The sequence below is a fragment of the Arthrobacter antioxidans genome (assembly GCF_023100725.1).
In the GTDB taxonomy this organism is placed as follows: domain Bacteria; phylum Actinomycetota; class Actinomycetes; order Actinomycetales; family Micrococcaceae; genus Arthrobacter_D; species Arthrobacter_D antioxidans.
Map to the genome: position 1 here is coordinate 3,564,425 of NZ_CP095501.1, position 16,062 is coordinate 3,580,486.

Below are 16,062 nucleotides of genomic sequence, written 5' to 3' on the forward strand. Positions count from 1 at the left end.
CCGAAGGAACCCGATGCTTGATCCGCAGACCATCAGCCAGATCGCCGACGAGCTCCTCGACGCCGCCCGGACGCGGACACCGGTCCCGCTGCTGACCGCCCGCTACCCGGGGATGACCGTCGAGGACTCCTACGCGGTCCAGCGGCTGTGGCGGCGGCGGAACGAGGACGCCGGCCGCACGCTCGTGGGGCGGAAGATCGGGCTCACGTCGCGGGCCATGCAGGCCGCCACGGGCATCACGGAACCGGATTACGGTGCCATCTTCGACGACATGGTGTTCGAGACCGGCTGCTCGGTGTCGTGGGACGCCTACACGCGTCCGCGGGTCGAGGTGGAACTCGCGTTCGTGCTGAAACACGATCTCACCGGGCCGGGCTGCACCATCTTCGACGTCCTGAACGCCACCGACTATGTGGTGCCCGCCCTCGAGATCCTCGACTCGCGGATCGAGATGGAGGGGCGCACCATCGTCGACACCATCTCGGACAACGCGGCGATGGGCGCCATGGTGGTGGGCGGCAGGCCGGTGAGGCCCGACGCCGTCGACCTCCGCTGGGTGTCCGCCATCCTCTACAAGAACCAGGTGGTCGAGGAGACCGGCGTGGCCGCGGGGGTCCTCGACCACCCGGCCGCGGGCGTGCACTGGCTCGCCAACAAGATCGCCGCCCACGGGGACGGGCTGCATGCCGGGGACATCATCCTCGCCGGGTCCTTCACCCGCCCGCTCTGGGTGGACAGGGGCGATACGGTCCACGCCGACTACGGACCGCTGGGAGCCGTCACATGCCGCTTCCACTAGGGGATTCCTTCCGCGAGGCGCTGGCCGCCGCCGACCGCCCGCTCGTGGGCATGTGGGTGTGCTCGGGCAGCCCGCTCGTCGCGGAGATCTGCGCTGACTCCGGCCTGGACTGGCTGCTCGTGGACGCCGAGCACAGCCCGAACGGGCTCGAGTCGATCCTCGCCCAGCTGCAGGCCGTCCACGGGTACCCGGTGCAGACGCTCGTCCGGCCGCCCGTCAACGACGCCGTGCTCATCAAGCAGTACCTGGACCTGGGCGTGCAGAACCTGCTGGTCCCCATGGTGCATTCCGTCGCGGACGCCGAGGCCGCCGTCGCCGCGACCCGCTACCCGCCCGAGGGCGTACGCGGCGTCGGGTCGGCGCTCGCGCGGGCAGCCCGCTGGAATCGGGTGCCCGACTACCTGGCACACGCGTCCTCGACGATCAGCGTCACCGTGCAGATCGAATCGCAGTCCGCCGTCGACGCGGTGGAGGACATCCTCGCGGTCGACGGGGTGGATGCGATCTTCGTCGGCCCGTCCGATCTCGCGGCGTCCATGGGCCTCCTCGGCCGGCAGGAACATCCCGAGGTGACGGCGGCCGTCGAGCACTGCCTCACGGCCTCGGCGCGGGCCGGGAAGCCGGCCGGCGTCAACGCCTTCACACCGTCCGTGGCCCGGCGGTACCTGGACGGCGGAGCCGGGTTCGTGCTGGTCGGCGCCGACGTCTCCCTGCTCGCCCGCGGCTCCGAGGCCCTGGCCGCCGGGTTCATCCCAACCTCCGACGGCGGTCCGGGCACCAGCTACTGACGGCTCCGGGCGCGACAGCTGATTCCCGCGAGGGGCGGGGTGGTCACCGGTGCTCCTTGGTCTCGGCGCGGTCGATGGCCCTGGCGAGCCGGTCCCGTTCCTTCCGGATCCAGCTTCCCCCGCCGTAGTTCTGCATGAACTCCTCGACGAATGCGACGGGGTCCGTGCCGACGACGTCGCGGAGGGGCGTGCCCGCGGCGACGCCCTGCTCGAGCAGGTCGGCGAGGTCGTCCAGCATCGCCATGAGGCTCGTGCTGTCTCCGCTGGGTCCGAGGTTCAGGAGGTAGTGTTCCAGCGCGAGGGCCGCCTCACGGTAGCCCTCGGGCAGCCGGCGGACACGCTCCCTGTACGCCCTGTACCGCTTCTTGCCGCCGAGATCCCCGACGATCTTCTCGATCCACATGGTCACCGTCCTCCTTCGCGGAGCTGTTCGAGCCGTTCCGAGAGGAAGCTCCACGTCCTCCAGAACTCGTTGAGGTAGTCCTGTCCCTGCGCGTTGAGTGAATAGACCTTGCGCGGTGGCCCTTTCTCGGAGGGCACCTTCTCGACGTCGACGAGGCCGCGCTGCTCGGCGCGGATCAGGAGTGCGTAGATGGTGCCCTCCGCGATGTCCGTGAAGCCCTGCTCCCTCAGCCACGCCGTGATCTCGTAGCCGTACGCCGCCCTGCCGGCCAGGAGGGCGAGGACGATTCCCTCGAGGGTGCCCTTCAGCATCTCCGTCGCCTGCTTGCCCATCGGCCCCCTCCTTCTACTCAGCGCTGCTATCTACCGGTATAAAGTAACACTGGGTACCGGTAGATAGCAAGAGGGAGTAGCGGTATCCTCTCGGCGGTTCTCAGGCGCGGAGGAATTCGTTACGCTCCGAGCATGACCCCTCGCCTCCGCCCCGTCGCCCCGCGGGGACCGGCGTCCCTCGCCGCCCTCCTCCTCGCCGTCGTCGGTGCCTTCCAGGCAGCACTGGCCGCCGGCGCTCCCTGGGGAGAAGCCGCCTACGGGGGCGCGCACCGGGGCGTGCTGCCGGCGAGGTACCGGGCGTCGAGCGCCGCATCAACGGTGGTCTACGCCGCGCTGGTGGCAGTCACCCTCGGCCGGGGTCCGGACCCGACGGCGCGGCGCCGGATCCTCAGGGTGGCGTCCAGGCTGATGATGCTCGGGACGGTGATGAACCTCGCCTCCCGGTCCCGGGTCGAGCGGCTGGTGTGGACCCCGGTGGCGGGGACGCTCGCCGTCACCCTGCTGCGTGTGGCCCGCGCCTCCCGCACGGCTCCTTCCGGTCCCCGGGTCATCGTCCGCCCTGTCCCCTGATTTCGGACGGGAGCATGCCGCCCGCACGGGACCCACCGTCGACGTCGATCGCAGCGCATCCCTTCAGGCGCGTGACTGCTGAGGCTGCTGGTCGATGTCGTTCAGCTGGGAGAGGAGATCGGCACGGATCACCGGATCGAGCGTCGATGTCTCGACCGCCGTCCGTGCTCGTGCCCGGTGGCCGTGAAGGGCCGGCGCATGGGTCGCCAGAGTGCCGGCCCTGGACGCACTGATCGTGATCTCGGAGAGCATGGCGATGCTCCGACTCGCTGTCCGAGGGCCCGTGAAGGCATAGGTGACGAGTTGGTCCATGACGAGATCGAGAAGCTCCGCGAAGGAGGGAAGGGTCAGGTTCAGCCTGGCTCGATCGTCGGTGTCGTACAGCGTCACGGGTCCGGTTGTCCTGGCGGTGAGGGAGCAGAGGATCGCGGAGATATGGCTGAGTGCGTGGACCGCGGTCGTAGGGTCGTTGACGCCGGGCGAAAGAGCCTTGTCGGTGACATCGAGGAGTTGTTGCAGCCCGAACGACGGGTCCTGTGTGGACGTGCGCTCGAAGCCGGTTCTCAAGGACCGCGACACCGCGTCCGCCAGCCCAGCCAGCCGGTCACCGTCGAGCGGAACCGCCTGCGCACTCCACACGCGCGCGACCGGCACCCCGGCGACGAGCGACGCCCCGGGCGCCACATCGAGGGTCACGAAGGCTTCGAGCCGCGCTGCAGCCGACAGGAGGGCCTTGGTGTCGACGCGGGTGAGGAAGCCCGAGGACGATGCGTGGACGATGTCGGGCCGGCCGTCCGGGGACGGAACGCTCGGCCTTCGTGAATGGTGCTCGGGGAAGACACGCTCCAGGGTCTCGTCGGTCTCGCGATGTACATCGCGCAACATGGTCTCGACGCGGATCTGCCGTGCCAGGTAGGCCAGGAACAGGACGAGGCCGATGACGGTGATGATCGTCAGCACGAAAGCGGTGGTCACGGCGATCTCGGGGACGAACGCAGGCCCGGCACTGGTTTCCACCCGGATGCTCCGCAGCACCGTGAGAGCGAAGACGAAGGTCGCAAGGAACAGGGCGAGTGTGTTGTGGACGAAGCGGTCCCGTGTGAAGGTACGGAGGAGCCGCGGGGAGAACTGGCTGCTCGCGAGCTGCAGGGTGACGACCGTCAGTGAGAAGGTCAGCGAGGTGACGGTGATGGTCGAACCGGCGATCGTCTCCAGTAGTGACCGCGCCGCTTCAGGCCCCCCGCCGAACAGGATCCCGGAAACCACCGGCGGCATGCTGTCGTCGAGGTGCCGATCAAGAGAGGGAAGAGTCTGCCCCAGAATCAGGGCGAGGATGACTGCGACCAGTGGAACGGGCCACAACTGGACACGCAGGGACTCACGCACGGACTCTTTACTCATATCCATGCTGCTCATTCTGGACCACTCGCACAGCGAGCCGACTGCTTGTCGGCTACACAGGAGGCCTCGTGCTTGCTTCTGACCTTTCGTCGCTGCGCCGTCCGATCATCGGAGCGCCCATGGCCGGAGGACCCTCGACACCTGAGCTGGCAGCGGCGGTCACCAACGCCGGTGGCCTGGGGTTCCTCGCCGGTGGGTACAAGTCGCCGGATCAGATCGCTCGGCAGATCCGTGCCACCCGGGCGCTCACCGACGGCCCGGTAGGGGTCAACCTCTTCGTCGTATCCGCCAACGACCCCGACGAGGAGGAGCTCGAGGCCTACCGCCAGGAGCTCCAGGTGGAGGCGGACCGGCACGGGGTCGAGCTCGGGAGGCCCCGCTGGGACGACGATGCGTGGGAGGCCAAGCTCGACGTCGTGCGCGCGGAGAGACCGGAGATGGTGTCCTTCACCTTCGGCTGCCCGGCCGCCACCGTTCTGCACGAACTCGACGAGCTGGGGATCCTCACCGCGGTGACCGTCACGGATGCTGCTGAAGCACGCACCGCTGCAGGCCACGGCGCCCGGGTCCTCGTGGTGCAGGGACCCGGGGCCGGTGGCCACCGCGCAACCTTCGACCCCGCCGTCGAACCCGGTACACACCCGCTTCCTGCACTTCTCGCCACCATCAGGACCAGGACCGACCTGCCTCTGATAGCAGGTGGAGGGATCGGTACGCGCAACCTCGCGGGCGAGATACTCGGCGCCGGGGCGGTCGCCGTCCACGTAGGAACGGCGCTGCTGCTGGCCGACGAGGCGGGAACATCCCCTGCGCACCGCTCGGCGCTCACGGATCCACGCTTCACGGAAACGGCAGTCACGCGCGCATTCACCGGACGACCGGCACGGAGCCTGCGCAACCGCTTCATGGACGACCACCCGATCACGAGCCATGCCTACCCCCACGTCCACCACATGACCGCCCCCCTGCGCGCAGCCGCAGCAGCGCGCAACGACGTGCAGGCACTCCACCTCTGGGCCGGGACCGGGTACCGCCGCACGCAGCAAGGCTCCGCGGCCGACATCGTCGCCGCACTGACCCCCTGATCCTGCCGCAGGATCGAATGCCGGCGTCGTCGACGGCCGGAGGAAGCGGTGTTCTTTGCGGTGACGCAAAAGCGCGGCGGATACTGGTCGTCATGACTGGACACAGGGTGCCCGACGGTGAGATCGACGCAATGATGCGTGCATCCCGGGTCCTGATCGCCGTGGTGGCGAAATCCCTGGCGGAGATCGAGGACGTGGTCTCGCCGGCCCAACTGCGGGTGTTGGCGCTCATCGCCAGCCGCGGAGCACAGACCCTCGGGGCAGTGGCCGACGATCTCGGAGTGCATGCATCGAATGCGACCCGGACCTGTGATCGTCTTGTCGCCTCGGGCCTGATCGAACGCAGCGAGAACCCTTCGGACCGGCGTTTCCTGCAGCTGCGCCTGACCGATGCAGGCACGCGGTTCGTGGCGGATCTCATGGCGTATCGCAGGACCGCGCTGGCGGAGATCATCGGCCGGATGCCGGCCCAGGACCGCCAGGGACTGCAGACCGTGATGGGTTCGTTCGCCGAAGCGGCCGGGGAGGGCTCACAGGAAGCGCTGCCGGCAGTCCTCGGGCTCGGCTTCTGACCCGCGACGGTCCGGGCGGCCGGGCCGCAGGAGCGGAGGTGCCGGACCGTCGACCCTCATAACGAACTAGTTGCGATTCCGCAACGGTTTTCCGAACGACAGCCCCAGTGCTTGATCAGGCAAAGACAGCCTGCTTACGATTGCTCGAAGCGCAGCGCGCCCCCCCGCGATTCCCGAGACCGAGCAAGAGACGCCGATCCCCGTCCACGACGGATCCGCGCATCCTTCTTCGACAGTCTCCAGCGGGTCGTCCACTGCAGGCCGGGAACGCCCGGATACCTACGAAGGAGCTCTCATGCAACGCACCACGTACGGTCGTCGTCAGTCCCTGGCCCGACGGTCAGCCGCCCTGACAGTGATGGCCGCAGTGGCGATGACCGGCTGCAGCGCTCCCGAGGAAAGCATGGACGCCATTGCCACCGGCGAGGACGGGCAGGTCGGTGGCGTGGAACTGCGCAGCATGCTCATCGTCTCTGCCGAGGAAGGCGGGCCGGGCCGCCTCCTGGGGACGCTCGACAACGGGTCCTCCGCCGCCGTGGAGGTCATGATCAGCGACTCGGACGATCAGGTGGCGGTGACGGTGCCGGCCAACGGCCAATACCCGCTGGACACCAACGAAGAGATCCTCAGCACCGTCGAAGCGCCCCCCGGTGCGCTCACGGAGATCACCCTGGCGACGCCCTCGGAAACCGCCACACTCGATGTACCCGTGCTCGATGGCACGCTCGACCAGTACGAACCGTATCTCCCCGACTGAGCCCCGGACCTGCGGTCCAGTCCCCTGCAGTGCCGACCAGGTCTCGAGTTTCCGCCCGGGTGTCCCGTGGCCGTCCCCACCCCACGAGAGGTGCCGGGGTGTTCGGGCGATTCGGGATAGCGTGAAGGACCACCGCCCAGACACATCGTTACCGGGGGATCCTCCTATGGCAGCCAGTCCGAGCATCGACCGAGACCCCGCGGGACGGCAGGTGACGCCCACGACTCTCGGCCAGGCGGCCTGGGCCTTGATGTTCGTGGTCGTCTACATCGCCGTCGCCGCCGGTGCGATCGTCGCCGTCGGGCTCTCGGGCATCGTCGACTTCACGCTCGCATCCCTTCTGCCGGTCTTCCTCGTCACGGTCACGGTGGCCGCGATCCTCGCCCTCTACCTCCACCTCGTCCGCAGGAACCGCTTCACCCCGGCGGATCTCGGCTTCCGACGCCCCACCGCCCGGCTGTTCCACCTGCTCTGGCAGATACCGGTCATCATCATCGTCTGCGGCAGCCTGCAGGGCCTCGTCCTCGTCGCGCTGACCTCCATCGGGGTGGACACGGCCTCGGCCGGCACGGCCGACGACCCCCTCGCGGAGATCACCGCCCTGCCCGGGCCGTGGATCGTCGTCTGCTTCCTGATCATCGCCGTCCTCACACCGCTCTGGGAGGAAGTCCTGTTCAGGGGTGCCTTCCTGGACGGCTTCACCCGGCACTTCCGGCCCGGAGTCGCGATCACCCTGTCCGCCGCGCTCTTCGCGGCCGTCCACCTCGTCCCTCTCACGTTCGTCTACCTCTTCACCCTCGGCATCGCGCTGGCCCTCCTTCGACGGTTCCACCAGAACCTCTGGGCGCCGATACTCCTCCACGCCGCCAACAACGCCCTCGTCACCCTCGCCGTCCTCGCCGCCGTCTAGTCCAGCAGGACCCACGTCACGGCCCGGGCTCACCGAGCGCGCGTTCCACGGCCCGATCCCTTCCGGCCGCCGGGTTCCCGCCCCGAATGTGTCGTCCTGAGACTCGCCCGTCTTGATCGGTCGGCCGTTCTGGGGTTCTATTCGATAGTCCGCCGGGTTCGCTCCCCAGGACAGAACCACCATCCAGAGCGGTTGAGAGACCTGGCTCGTTGAAGCCGCAGCAACCACCCCGTCGGGGCCGGTGCTACTGCCAGGACCGATGGAGATAGCCTTGTCCCCCGTTGGTGCCACCCTCGCTGAGGGGGTGTGCCTGCAGCGTGCGCGGATGGGGAAGCCTCGATCACGACTGAGAGGACCGGCATGACTTCCCGCCCCGCTTCCAGCCCCGCTCCAGCCCGCAGATCCCTGCGTGTCGTCGCGATGATGGGCCTCACCGCACTGGCGCTCACTGCGTGCAGTTCCACATCGACCCCTCAGGCAGCGCAGGATACCGGCGCCGGTGGACCGGTGGAGGGAGGGACCCTGGTCTATGCCGAGGTCACGCCCATCAACAACTGGCAGACCCAGGCGGCACGCTTCTACGAGAAGTCCAACGTCCTCAACAGCGTCCTGGACCGTCTCACCTACTTCGACGCCGAGCAGGGCGAGCTCGTTCCCTGGATCGCGTCCGAGTTCTCCGCCAACGCCGCTGCAACGGAGTTCACCTTCACGATCCGGCCGGGCGTCACCTTCAGCGACGGTTCTCCCCTGGACGCCGAGGCGGTGAAGCTGAACCTCGACGCCCTGGGGCTCGGGATCGAGTCCGCGCAGATCCAGCCGAATGTCGATTTTGCCGGCTACAGCTCGGCCGAGGTCGTCGGCGAGAACCAGGTGAAGGTCACGCTGCCCTCCCCAAATGCGAATTTCCTGCGGGCGACGTCGTCGGTCACCGCGGGGCTCGTCTCGCCGGCGACCCTGAAACTGGATGCGGCCGGACAATCGGCCATCTCCCAGATTTCCGGCTCCGGTCCGTTCACCTTCGAGTCCGAGAAGCCCGACGAGGAGGTGGTGCTCGCTAAACGAGCCGACTACGCGTGGGCCCCGGAGACCGCGGAGAACCAGGGGGACGCCTACCTCGACAGGGTGGTCATCAAGTACCTGCCGGAGGTCGCCCACCGCGCCGGCGCCGTGCAGTCGGGGCAGGTCGACCTGGTACGAGGCCTGCAGCCCCTCGACGAGGAGGCCCTCACGGCCAGTGGGAACCAGGTCCTCCCCGCCGAGGGCATCGACCTCACCGTGAACATGGCCGCAGTACGGATCGGCAGTGGCAAGCTCGCCGACGAGAACGTCCGTCGGGCACTGCAGATCGGTATCGACCGGCAGAGCATCAAGGACACCGTCCTGTCCGACAGCTATGAGCTCGCCGGGTCAGTGCTGAATCATCAGGCACCGGGCTTCGTCGACCTGTCCGACGAGCTCGAGTACCAGCCCGACGAAGCCAGGGCGCTCCTCGACGAAGCCGGGTGGGACGTCGGCGCGGACGGCATCCGGGAGAAGGACGGGGTGAAGCTCGAGGTCACCGTCACGAGTTCGAACAACTCCGTGGTCATCAAGCCCGCCTTCGAACTCATCGAACAGCAGTGGCGGGAGATCGGCGTCAAACTCGACAACCGGGCCGGTGACAACACGTTCCTGGCCACGGCCATGCCCGATCCCGACGTCGAGTTCTTCGGTACCCGCCAGTTCATCTACGGCGGCCTCGGCCCGATCTTCGAGCCGGCCGACAACACCATGACGCACACCAGCGACGAGGACCTCAACGTCATCTTCGCGGCGGAACGCGCGGCGGCCCCGGGCCCGGAGCGGAATGAACTGCTCGCCCAGGAACAGCGGGCCTTGGTCGTCGACAAGGCCTACTCGCTGGTGCTGTGGGACGAGGTCCAGGTGTACGGCGCCCACAGCGACACGCACGTGGAGTTCACCTCCGGCACGGCGCCCGTCTTCCAGGGCGCGTGGAAGACGGGCGGATAGGAGCCGTGGCACGCTACCTCGCCCAGCGGGTCGGCCAGGCCCTCCTCGTGGTGTGGCTCGCCTACACCCTCGTCTTCCTGGCGGTGCAGCTCCTGCCCAGCGACCCCGTGACGATCTTCCTGACCGTCGATTCAGCGGTGGACCAGGCGGCGATCGACACCATGAAGAGTCAGTACGGCTACGACCAGCCGCTGGCGGTGCAGTACCTGCACCAGCTGGCAGGGCTGTTCTCCGGAGACTTCGGCTACTCGCTGGCGTCCGGCCAGTCGGTCCGTGACCGGATCAGCGGTGTCGCCGGGTCGACCGTCGCCCTGGCGGGCTCGGCGTTCATCATCGCCGTGGTGATCGCGGTCCTCCTCGTCGCCGCCGCGACCCTCACCCGTCGGAACGCCGTCCGTCGGGTGCTGGTGAACCTGCCTCCCTTGTTCTCGGCGATCCCCGTGTTCTGGCTCGGGCTGGTGCTGCTGGAACTGCTCTCGATCCGCTGGGGCGTCATGTCGCTGTTTCCTGATGGCTCGTTCCTGTCCCTCGCAGTGCCCGTGCTGGTCCTGGCGATCATCGTCTCGGCTCCCGTCGCGCAGGTGTTGCTCAAGGGCATGAACCACGTCTACGAGCAGCCCTTCATCGACGTCCTCCGCGCGAAGGGGGCCTCACGGTCCTGGATCTTCTTCCGCCATGCGCTCAAGAACGCGGCAGGACCGGCCCTGACGATCACCGGGATCACGGTGGGAACACTGTTCGCAGGGTCCGTCATCACCGAGACCGTGTTCGCACGCTCAGGGCTGGGCTCGGTGGTCCTCCAGGCCGTCACGACCCAGGACGTGCCACTGGTGCAGGGACTGGTGCTCCTGACGGCGACGGTCTTCGTCGTCGTCAACCTGATCGTCGACCTGCTGTATCCCCTGCTGGACCCGCGCATCCTCAAGAGCAACGGGCAAGGGGCCCCGCGGGCCCTGGCCGCCTGATGCCCACCATCCGATCGAGGTATCTCCTTGGCACGCAATGATCCGCCCCTGTCCCTGAGCGCTGTCGATGCGGGGCCGGCAGCCGTCGCCGGTCCTGACGCAGCGGTGCAGCCGGCGCCCGCACGTGGCCCGTCGAAGCGCCCCCGGGGTCCCGCCCGCAACCCGGCCCTGTGGGTGACGGCGCTCCCGCTGACCGTGATCCTGGCCTGGGCCCTGGTGCCGGACTGGTTCACCGCGTACTCGCCCCTCGACGGTGTGCCCAGCGACAACTTCCAGGCACCGAACGCCGCCCACCTCTTCGGGACGGACCACCTGGGCCGGGACGTCTTCTCCAGGGTGGTGTTCGGGACACGGCAGACCCTCCTCACCGCGGGCCTCGCCGTCCTCATCGGCCTGGTCGTGGGGACGATCATCGGGCTGGTCGCCGCCACAGCGGGACGGGCGGCGGACGCCACGGCCATGCGCCTCGTCGATGTGCTGCTCGCCGTTCCCGGGTTCCTGATCTCCCTGGTCATCGTCACCGCGTTCGCACCCGGACCCGTATCGCTCGGGATAGGCGTCGGTATCGCGTCCATCGCGTCCTTCGCCCGCGTCGTGCGGTCCGAGGTGCTGCGCGTCCGGAACCTCGACTTCGTGGAAGCCTCCTTCCTCAACGGCGGGACCTACCGGTCCGTCGTCGTGCGCCACATCCTGCCCAACGCCGCCGGCCCCGTCCTCGCGCTGCTCGCCGTGGACCTCGGGGCCGCCATCCTCGCCATCTCCGGTCTGGGATTCCTCGGCTTCGGCGCCCCACCACCCACGCCGGAGTGGGGACTGCTGATCGCCGAAGGACGGCAGTACCTGGGCAGTGCCTGGTGGCTGACCTCCTTGCCGGGCGTCGTCATCGTGGTCACCGTCATCCTGCTGGCCGCCCTGGGCCGCCAGCTGCTCAAGACCTTCCGAATCTAGCCAGGAGAACCGTGAACACCACAGAACCAGGCGCCCACCCCGACTCCCCCCCAACCCGGATGTCCCACAGCCCTGCCGAACCGCTGCTCCACGTCCGGGGACTGCGGGTCGAGTACCGCCACCACGGCACTGCCACCCCTGCCGTCGACGCCGTCGACCTGACCGTCGGTCGGGGTGAGATCGTCGCCCTGGTCGGCGAATCAGGATCGGGCAAGTCCACGCTCGCGAAGTCGATCATCGGGCTGCTCCCGGCGGCGGCGCACCGGACGGCCGGCACCATCGTCCTCGGAGACACCGAGCTGACCAGCGCGAGGGAAAAGGACCTCGAGAGGATCCGCGGCCGACGGATCGGGCTGGTCCCCCAGGATCCTGGAGCGTCCCTCGACCCGGTCAGGACCATCGGTTCGCAGCTGGCCGAGGTCTTCCGCCTGCACCCGACCGGCCCGCGGCGCTCACGCGGATCGGTGCGGGACGACGTTCTCCGGCTGCTCGACCTCGTGGGCATCGACCGCGCCGAGGAACGGCTCGGGCAGTACCCGCATGAACTCTCCGGCGGCCTCAAGCAGCGCGTGCTCATCGCCATCGCGTTCAGTCTCCGGCCCGAACTGCTCATCGCGGACGAGCCGACGTCAGCGCTGGACGTCACCGTGCAGGCGAGGATCCTCGAGGTCTTCGAACGCCTGGCCCGGGAGTTCGGCACCGCCGTGCTCTTCGTGACCCACGACCTCGCGGTGGCGACGGACCATGCCGCGCGCATCGTCGTCATGCAGAGGGGCCGCATCATCGAGGACCGCCCCGTGGCGGACATCCTCGCCGCCCCCGAGGAGGAGTACACGGCACGCCTGCTCGAGGAGGCGTCCCCCCATCGCCGCCCGGCCGAAGCCGGCACGCATCCGAGGCCGGAGGCCCGGAACGCTCCGGCCATCGAGGTCCGGGGTCTGACGAAGGACTTCCGGGGAAAGCGCGAGCAGCACCGGGCCGTCGACGGCGTGTCCTTCAGCATCGAGCAGGGCACCACCTTCTCCCTCGTCGGCGAATCGGGGTCGGGCAAATCGACGACCGCCCGCATGATCCTGCGCCTGCTCGATCCCACGTCCGGGCAGATCCTCATCCACGGCGACGACGTCACCGCCGCCTCCCGCCACGAGAAGCGGGAGCTGTGGCGGAGCCTTCAACTCGTCTACCAGAACCCCGACTCGGCCCTCGATCCCCGCCTGCCGGTCAGGGACATCGTGGGCGAGCCACTGCTCAACTATCGCCTCGGCACCCGCACCGAGCGCTCCACACGCGTCGCCGAGCTCCTCGAGCAGGTCGATCTCCCGCCCGGACTCGCGGGCAAACGTCCGCTCGAGCTCTCGGGCGGCCAGCGCCAACGGGTGGCGATCGCCCGTGCCCTGGCTCTGGGTGCCCGGACCCTGGTGCTCGACGAGGCGCTGTCCGCACTCGACGTGCTGACCCAGGCGCAGATCCTCACGCTCCTGGCGGACCTGCAACAAGACCTCGGGCTGACCTACCTCTTCATCTCGCACGACCTCCACGTCGTCGAACAGATCTCGACCACGGTCGGTGTCATGCGACGGGGACACCTCGTGGAGACCGGCCCCACGGCAGAGGTCTTCGGCAACCCCGCCTCGGAGTACACCAGGGCACTGCTCGCCTCCAATCCCGGGCATCGCCTGCGCGCGCTCTCCGACTCCCGCAGCGAGGCCCTGCGCGCCGCGCGGACGCCCCGCTCCGATCTCTCCGCCCTGTCGACCCAGTAAGGACCAATGCCTTGACCGCTCCCGCCAGCACGTCGTCCCGGACCACGACCGACACCCCGACCCTTCCCGGGCATGGAACGCCCCGGGTGTCCGGGGAAGCACGGTACGCGGAGCTCGCTGCGCGTTTCAGACCGGTCTTCCAGCGCATCGCCGAGGGGTCCCTCGACCGGGAAGCGCACCGGATCCTGCCCTTCGAACAGGTGGGGTGGCTCAAGGACGCCGGCTTCACGACGCTTCGCGTGCCCACCCGTCACGGTGGAGACCCCGTGAACCATGAGCACCTGTTCCGGTTGCTGATCGAACTGGCCGAGGCCGACTCCAATGTCGCCCACCTGCTCCGATCCCACTTCTCCTTCGTCGAGACCGCCGCCCTGCAGCCCTCCGCATTCCAGGACCGCTGGTTCCCGCGGATCGCGGACGGGCAGATCTTCGGCAACGCGGCCACGGAGCGGGGAGGGAACGCGCTCGGGACCACGCAGACCACGCTGCAGCACGAGGACGGCCAGTGGTTCCTCACCGGCGAGAAGTACTACACCACCGGCAGCATCTTCGCCGACTGGGTCGTGGTCATGGCAAGCACGCAGGGCGTCGAGGGACGCCAGTATGCACTCGTGAAGGCCGACGACGCGCGCGTCACCATCGTGGACGACTGGGACGGCTTCGGGCAGCCCCTCACCGGCACCGGGACGGCGCGCTTCGCCGGGGTCCCGGTGGACGCCGGGGACATCCTGCAGAGGACGGTGACGAGCACGCTCGAGCCGGCGTTCTTCCAGCTCTTCCTCCTGGCTGTCCTGGCCGGCATCGGACGCGCAGCCCTCCGCGACGTGAGGGACCTCGTCCGCACCCGCACCCGCACCTTCAACACCGGATCCGGCGGTCTCTTCCGGGACGACCCGCAGATCCAGGAACACGTAGGACACCTGGCCTCGAAGTCCTTCGCCGCCGAGGCGATCGTGGCTGCGGCGGCCCGCGACCTCGACGCCGCCGTCGATCCCGATCTGGCACTCTCACCCGAGGCGGCGTTCCTCCGCGCCGAACTCGCCGTCCAGCAGGCCCACGTCACGGTCCCGCCGCTCGTGCTCGCGGCGACCAGTGAACTGTTCGACGTCACCGGCGCATCATCGGTCAGCACCGGCAAGGCGCTCGACCGCCACTGGCGCAACGCACGGACCGTCGCCACCCACAACCCCGCACTCTTCAAGGCACGCTCCGTCGGGGACCACTACCTCAACGGAACCATCCCCACCGGCCTGAACAGCATCGGCGAAGCCACGATCCCGCACCCACCCACCACCGGAGGTACCCCCTGATGTCCGTCTTCACCCAGCGCCCTCGGCTGCTCCTGAGCGCCTTCGCCATGAACACCACCAGCCACATCCTCGGCGGTCAATGGCGTCACCCCGACGCCCGGCAGCACCGCTTCAACGACCTGAAACTCTGGACCGATCTCGCCCGCACCCTCGAGGACGCCAAGTTCGACGCACTCTTCCTCGCCGACGTCGTCGGGCTGTACGGCAACCACGGCGGAGGATGGTCATCCCACGTCGACCGCGGACTCCAGGTCCCCTCCAACGACCCCCTGGTCCTGCAATCAGCGCTCGCAGCGACCACCGAGCACCTCGGCCTCGCCCTGACCAGTTCCGTCGTCCAGGCCCACCCGTTCCAGTTCGCCCGCCAGCTCTCCACCCTCGACCACCTCAGCAACGGCCGTGTCGCCTGGAACATCGTCACCAGCGTGCTCGAGAACTCCTTCCGGAACTTCGGCAACGACGGTCTCGTCGAACACGACAGCCGCTACGACTGGGCCGACGAGTACCTCGAGGTCTGCTACAAGCTCTGGGAAGGATCCTGGGACGACGGCGCCCTGCTGCAGGACAAGACCACAGGACGCCATGCCGACGCCTCGAAGGTGCACAAGATCAACCACGAGGGGGCCCGTTACTCCGTCGAAGGACCCCACCTCGTCGCGCCGTCGCCCCAGCGCACGCCGCTGCTCTTCCAGGCCGGCTCATCCGGCCGCGGGCAGCACTTCGCCGCCGCGAACGCAGAAGCCGCCTTCCTCTTCGCGCCCAACGTCGGATACGCGCGGAAGACGACGACGTCCGTCCGGGCCCTCGCCCGTCAACTGGGGAGGAAGGACGAGGACATCAAGTTCTTCGCGGGCCTGTCCTTCGTCGTCGGCTCCACCGACGCCGAAGTGAAAGCCAAGCAGGCCGACTACGACGAATACCTGGACCTCGACATGATCGTCGCGCACATCGGTGGGGGCATCGGCGTGGACCTCGGCGGACTCCCCCTCGACACCACGCTCGGCGACGTCCGCACGGACGGCGCCCGCGGGGTCCTCGAAGCGCTGTTCGCCTCGGTACCGGGAGGCAACCCGACCATCGCCGATGTGGCCCGGTACCGCGCCTACAACCAGCAGATCGCAGGCACACCCGAGCAGATCGTCGATCAGCTCGAGTCCTGGCAGGACGCCGGAATCGACGGGATCAACATCATCAACCAGATCATTCCCGGCTCGTACCAGGACTTCATCGACGGCGTCCTGCCCGAACTGCGGCGCCGCGGACTCGCCCAGGGTGACTACCGGCCCGGCACGCTGCGGGAGAAACTCTTCGGCGAAGGACCGCAGCTGCCCGCACGCCACCCCGCCACCGCACACCGCGGATCCTTCGACCACGTCCCTGTTCCCTGACCCGGGACCAGGCCGACGGCGAGCGCCACGGACGCCGGCCGGGCCAGGAGCGTCAGTCGTC

16 protein-coding genes and 1 riboswitch are annotated in these 16,062 nt (G+C 68.7%); of the genes, 13 read left to right on the forward strand and 3 right to left on the reverse strand.

The features are described from left to right. The first annotated feature begins 13 nt into the window (after window positions 1–13). Together hpaH and MWM45_RS16570 are read left to right on the forward strand one after the other, a co-directional pair. Complete coding sequence (hpaH, locus tag MWM45_RS16565) at window positions 14–799, forward strand: 2-oxo-hept-4-ene-1,7-dioate hydratase (protein ID WP_247827394.1); 786 nt, start codon at window positions 14–16, stop codon at window positions 797–799. Next, a complete protein-coding gene (locus MWM45_RS16570) occupies window positions 784–1,587 on the forward strand; it encodes an HpcH/HpaI aldolase family protein (protein WP_247827395.1) in 804 nt (267 codons plus the stop codon). The genes hpaH and MWM45_RS16570 overlap by 16 nt, the downstream gene beginning before the upstream one ends. A 43-nt stretch (window positions 1,588–1,630) precedes the next feature. Here the strand turns inward: MWM45_RS16570 and MWM45_RS16575 are convergent, their stop codons facing one another. Both MWM45_RS16575 and MWM45_RS16580 read right to left on the reverse strand, forming a co-directional pair. Then, window positions 1,631–1,990 carry a DUF1048 domain-containing protein gene (locus tag MWM45_RS16575; RefSeq protein ID WP_247829270.1) on the reverse strand — a complete coding sequence of 120 codons (360 nt, stop codon included), beginning with the start codon at window positions 1,988–1,990 and terminating at the stop codon, window positions 1,631–1,633. 2 nt (window positions 1,991–1,992) lie between these two features. Continuing rightward, window positions 1,993–2,322 (reverse strand): PadR family transcriptional regulator, encoded by a 330-nt coding sequence (locus MWM45_RS16580; RefSeq protein ID WP_043442286.1) that lies wholly within the window; start codon window positions 2,320–2,322, stop codon window positions 1,993–1,995. A 132-nt stretch (window positions 2,323–2,454) separates the two neighbouring features. On the opposite strand from MWM45_RS16580, the gene MWM45_RS16585 reads away from it, so the two are divergent. After that, window positions 2,455–2,892: a hypothetical protein gene (locus tag MWM45_RS16585; protein WP_247827396.1), complete on the forward strand. Its 438-nt coding sequence runs from the start codon at window positions 2,455–2,457 to the stop codon at window positions 2,890–2,892. Between the two features lie 63 nt (window positions 2,893–2,955). Here the strand turns inward: MWM45_RS16585 and MWM45_RS16590 are convergent, their stop codons facing one another. Beyond that, window positions 2,956–4,308: a DUF2254 domain-containing protein gene (locus MWM45_RS16590; RefSeq protein WP_247827397.1), complete on the reverse strand. Its 1,353-nt coding sequence runs from the start codon at window positions 4,306–4,308 to the stop codon at window positions 2,956–2,958. A gap of 53 nt (window positions 4,309–4,361) precedes the next feature. Here MWM45_RS16590 and MWM45_RS16595 point away from each other — a divergent pair, with 53 nt between their 5' ends. The 10 genes from MWM45_RS16595 (at window position 4,362) to MWM45_RS16640 (ending at window position 16,001) form a co-directional block, all read left to right on the forward strand. Continuing rightward, the gene (locus tag MWM45_RS16595) at window positions 4,362–5,378 is read left to right on the forward strand and encodes a nitronate monooxygenase (protein ID WP_247827398.1); all 1,017 of its coding nucleotides are present in this window, start codon (window positions 4,362–4,364) and stop codon (window positions 5,376–5,378) included. Between the two features lie 92 nt (window positions 5,379–5,470). Next, a complete protein-coding gene (locus tag MWM45_RS16600) occupies window positions 5,471–5,950 on the forward strand; it encodes a MarR family winged helix-turn-helix transcriptional regulator (RefSeq protein WP_247827399.1) in 480 nt (159 codons plus the stop codon). Between the two features lie 295 nt (window positions 5,951–6,245). Continuing rightward, window positions 6,246–6,707: a hypothetical protein gene (locus MWM45_RS16605; RefSeq protein ID WP_247827400.1), complete on the forward strand. Its 462-nt coding sequence runs from the start codon at window positions 6,246–6,248 to the stop codon at window positions 6,705–6,707. 166 nt (window positions 6,708–6,873) lie between these two features. Then, window positions 6,874–7,617, forward strand: coding sequence for a CPBP family intramembrane glutamic endopeptidase (locus tag MWM45_RS16610; protein ID WP_247827401.1), 744 nt, complete (start codon window positions 6,874–6,876; stop codon window positions 7,615–7,617). A 176-nt stretch (window positions 7,618–7,793) separates the two neighbouring features. Continuing rightward, window positions 7,794–7,883: riboswitch (SAM riboswitch) on the forward strand. Window positions 7,884–7,977: 94 nt separating this feature from the next. Beyond that, complete coding sequence (locus MWM45_RS16615) at window positions 7,978–9,627, forward strand: ABC transporter substrate-binding protein (RefSeq protein WP_247827402.1); 1,650 nt, start codon at window positions 7,978–7,980, stop codon at window positions 9,625–9,627. A 5-nt stretch (window positions 9,628–9,632) separates the two neighbouring features. After that, entirely contained in the window at window positions 9,633–10,592 is a 960-nt protein-coding gene (locus tag MWM45_RS16620; RefSeq protein ID WP_247827403.1) for an ABC transporter permease, read from the forward strand. A 27-nt stretch (window positions 10,593–10,619) separates the two neighbouring features. Next, window positions 10,620–11,540: an ABC transporter permease gene (locus MWM45_RS16625; protein WP_247827404.1), complete on the forward strand. Its 921-nt coding sequence runs from the start codon at window positions 10,620–10,622 to the stop codon at window positions 11,538–11,540. A 59-nt stretch (window positions 11,541–11,599) separates the two neighbouring features. Beyond that, complete coding sequence (locus MWM45_RS16630; protein ID WP_247829271.1) at window positions 11,600–13,303, forward strand: dipeptide ABC transporter ATP-binding protein; 1,704 nt, start codon at window positions 11,600–11,602, stop codon at window positions 13,301–13,303. 11 nt (window positions 13,304–13,314) lie between these two features. Continuing rightward, window positions 13,315–14,613, forward strand: a complete 1,299-nt coding sequence (locus tag MWM45_RS16635; RefSeq protein ID WP_336296676.1) for an acyl-CoA dehydrogenase family protein — start codon at window positions 13,315–13,317, stop codon at window positions 14,611–14,613. Beyond that, on the forward strand, window positions 14,613–16,001 hold the full coding sequence (locus tag MWM45_RS16640; RefSeq protein WP_247827405.1) for an NtaA/DmoA family FMN-dependent monooxygenase: 1,389 nt from the start codon (window positions 14,613–14,615) through the stop codon (window positions 15,999–16,001). Before MWM45_RS16635 ends, MWM45_RS16640 begins: the two co-directional genes overlap by 1 nt. Window positions 16,002–16,062: the final 61 nt, after the last annotated feature.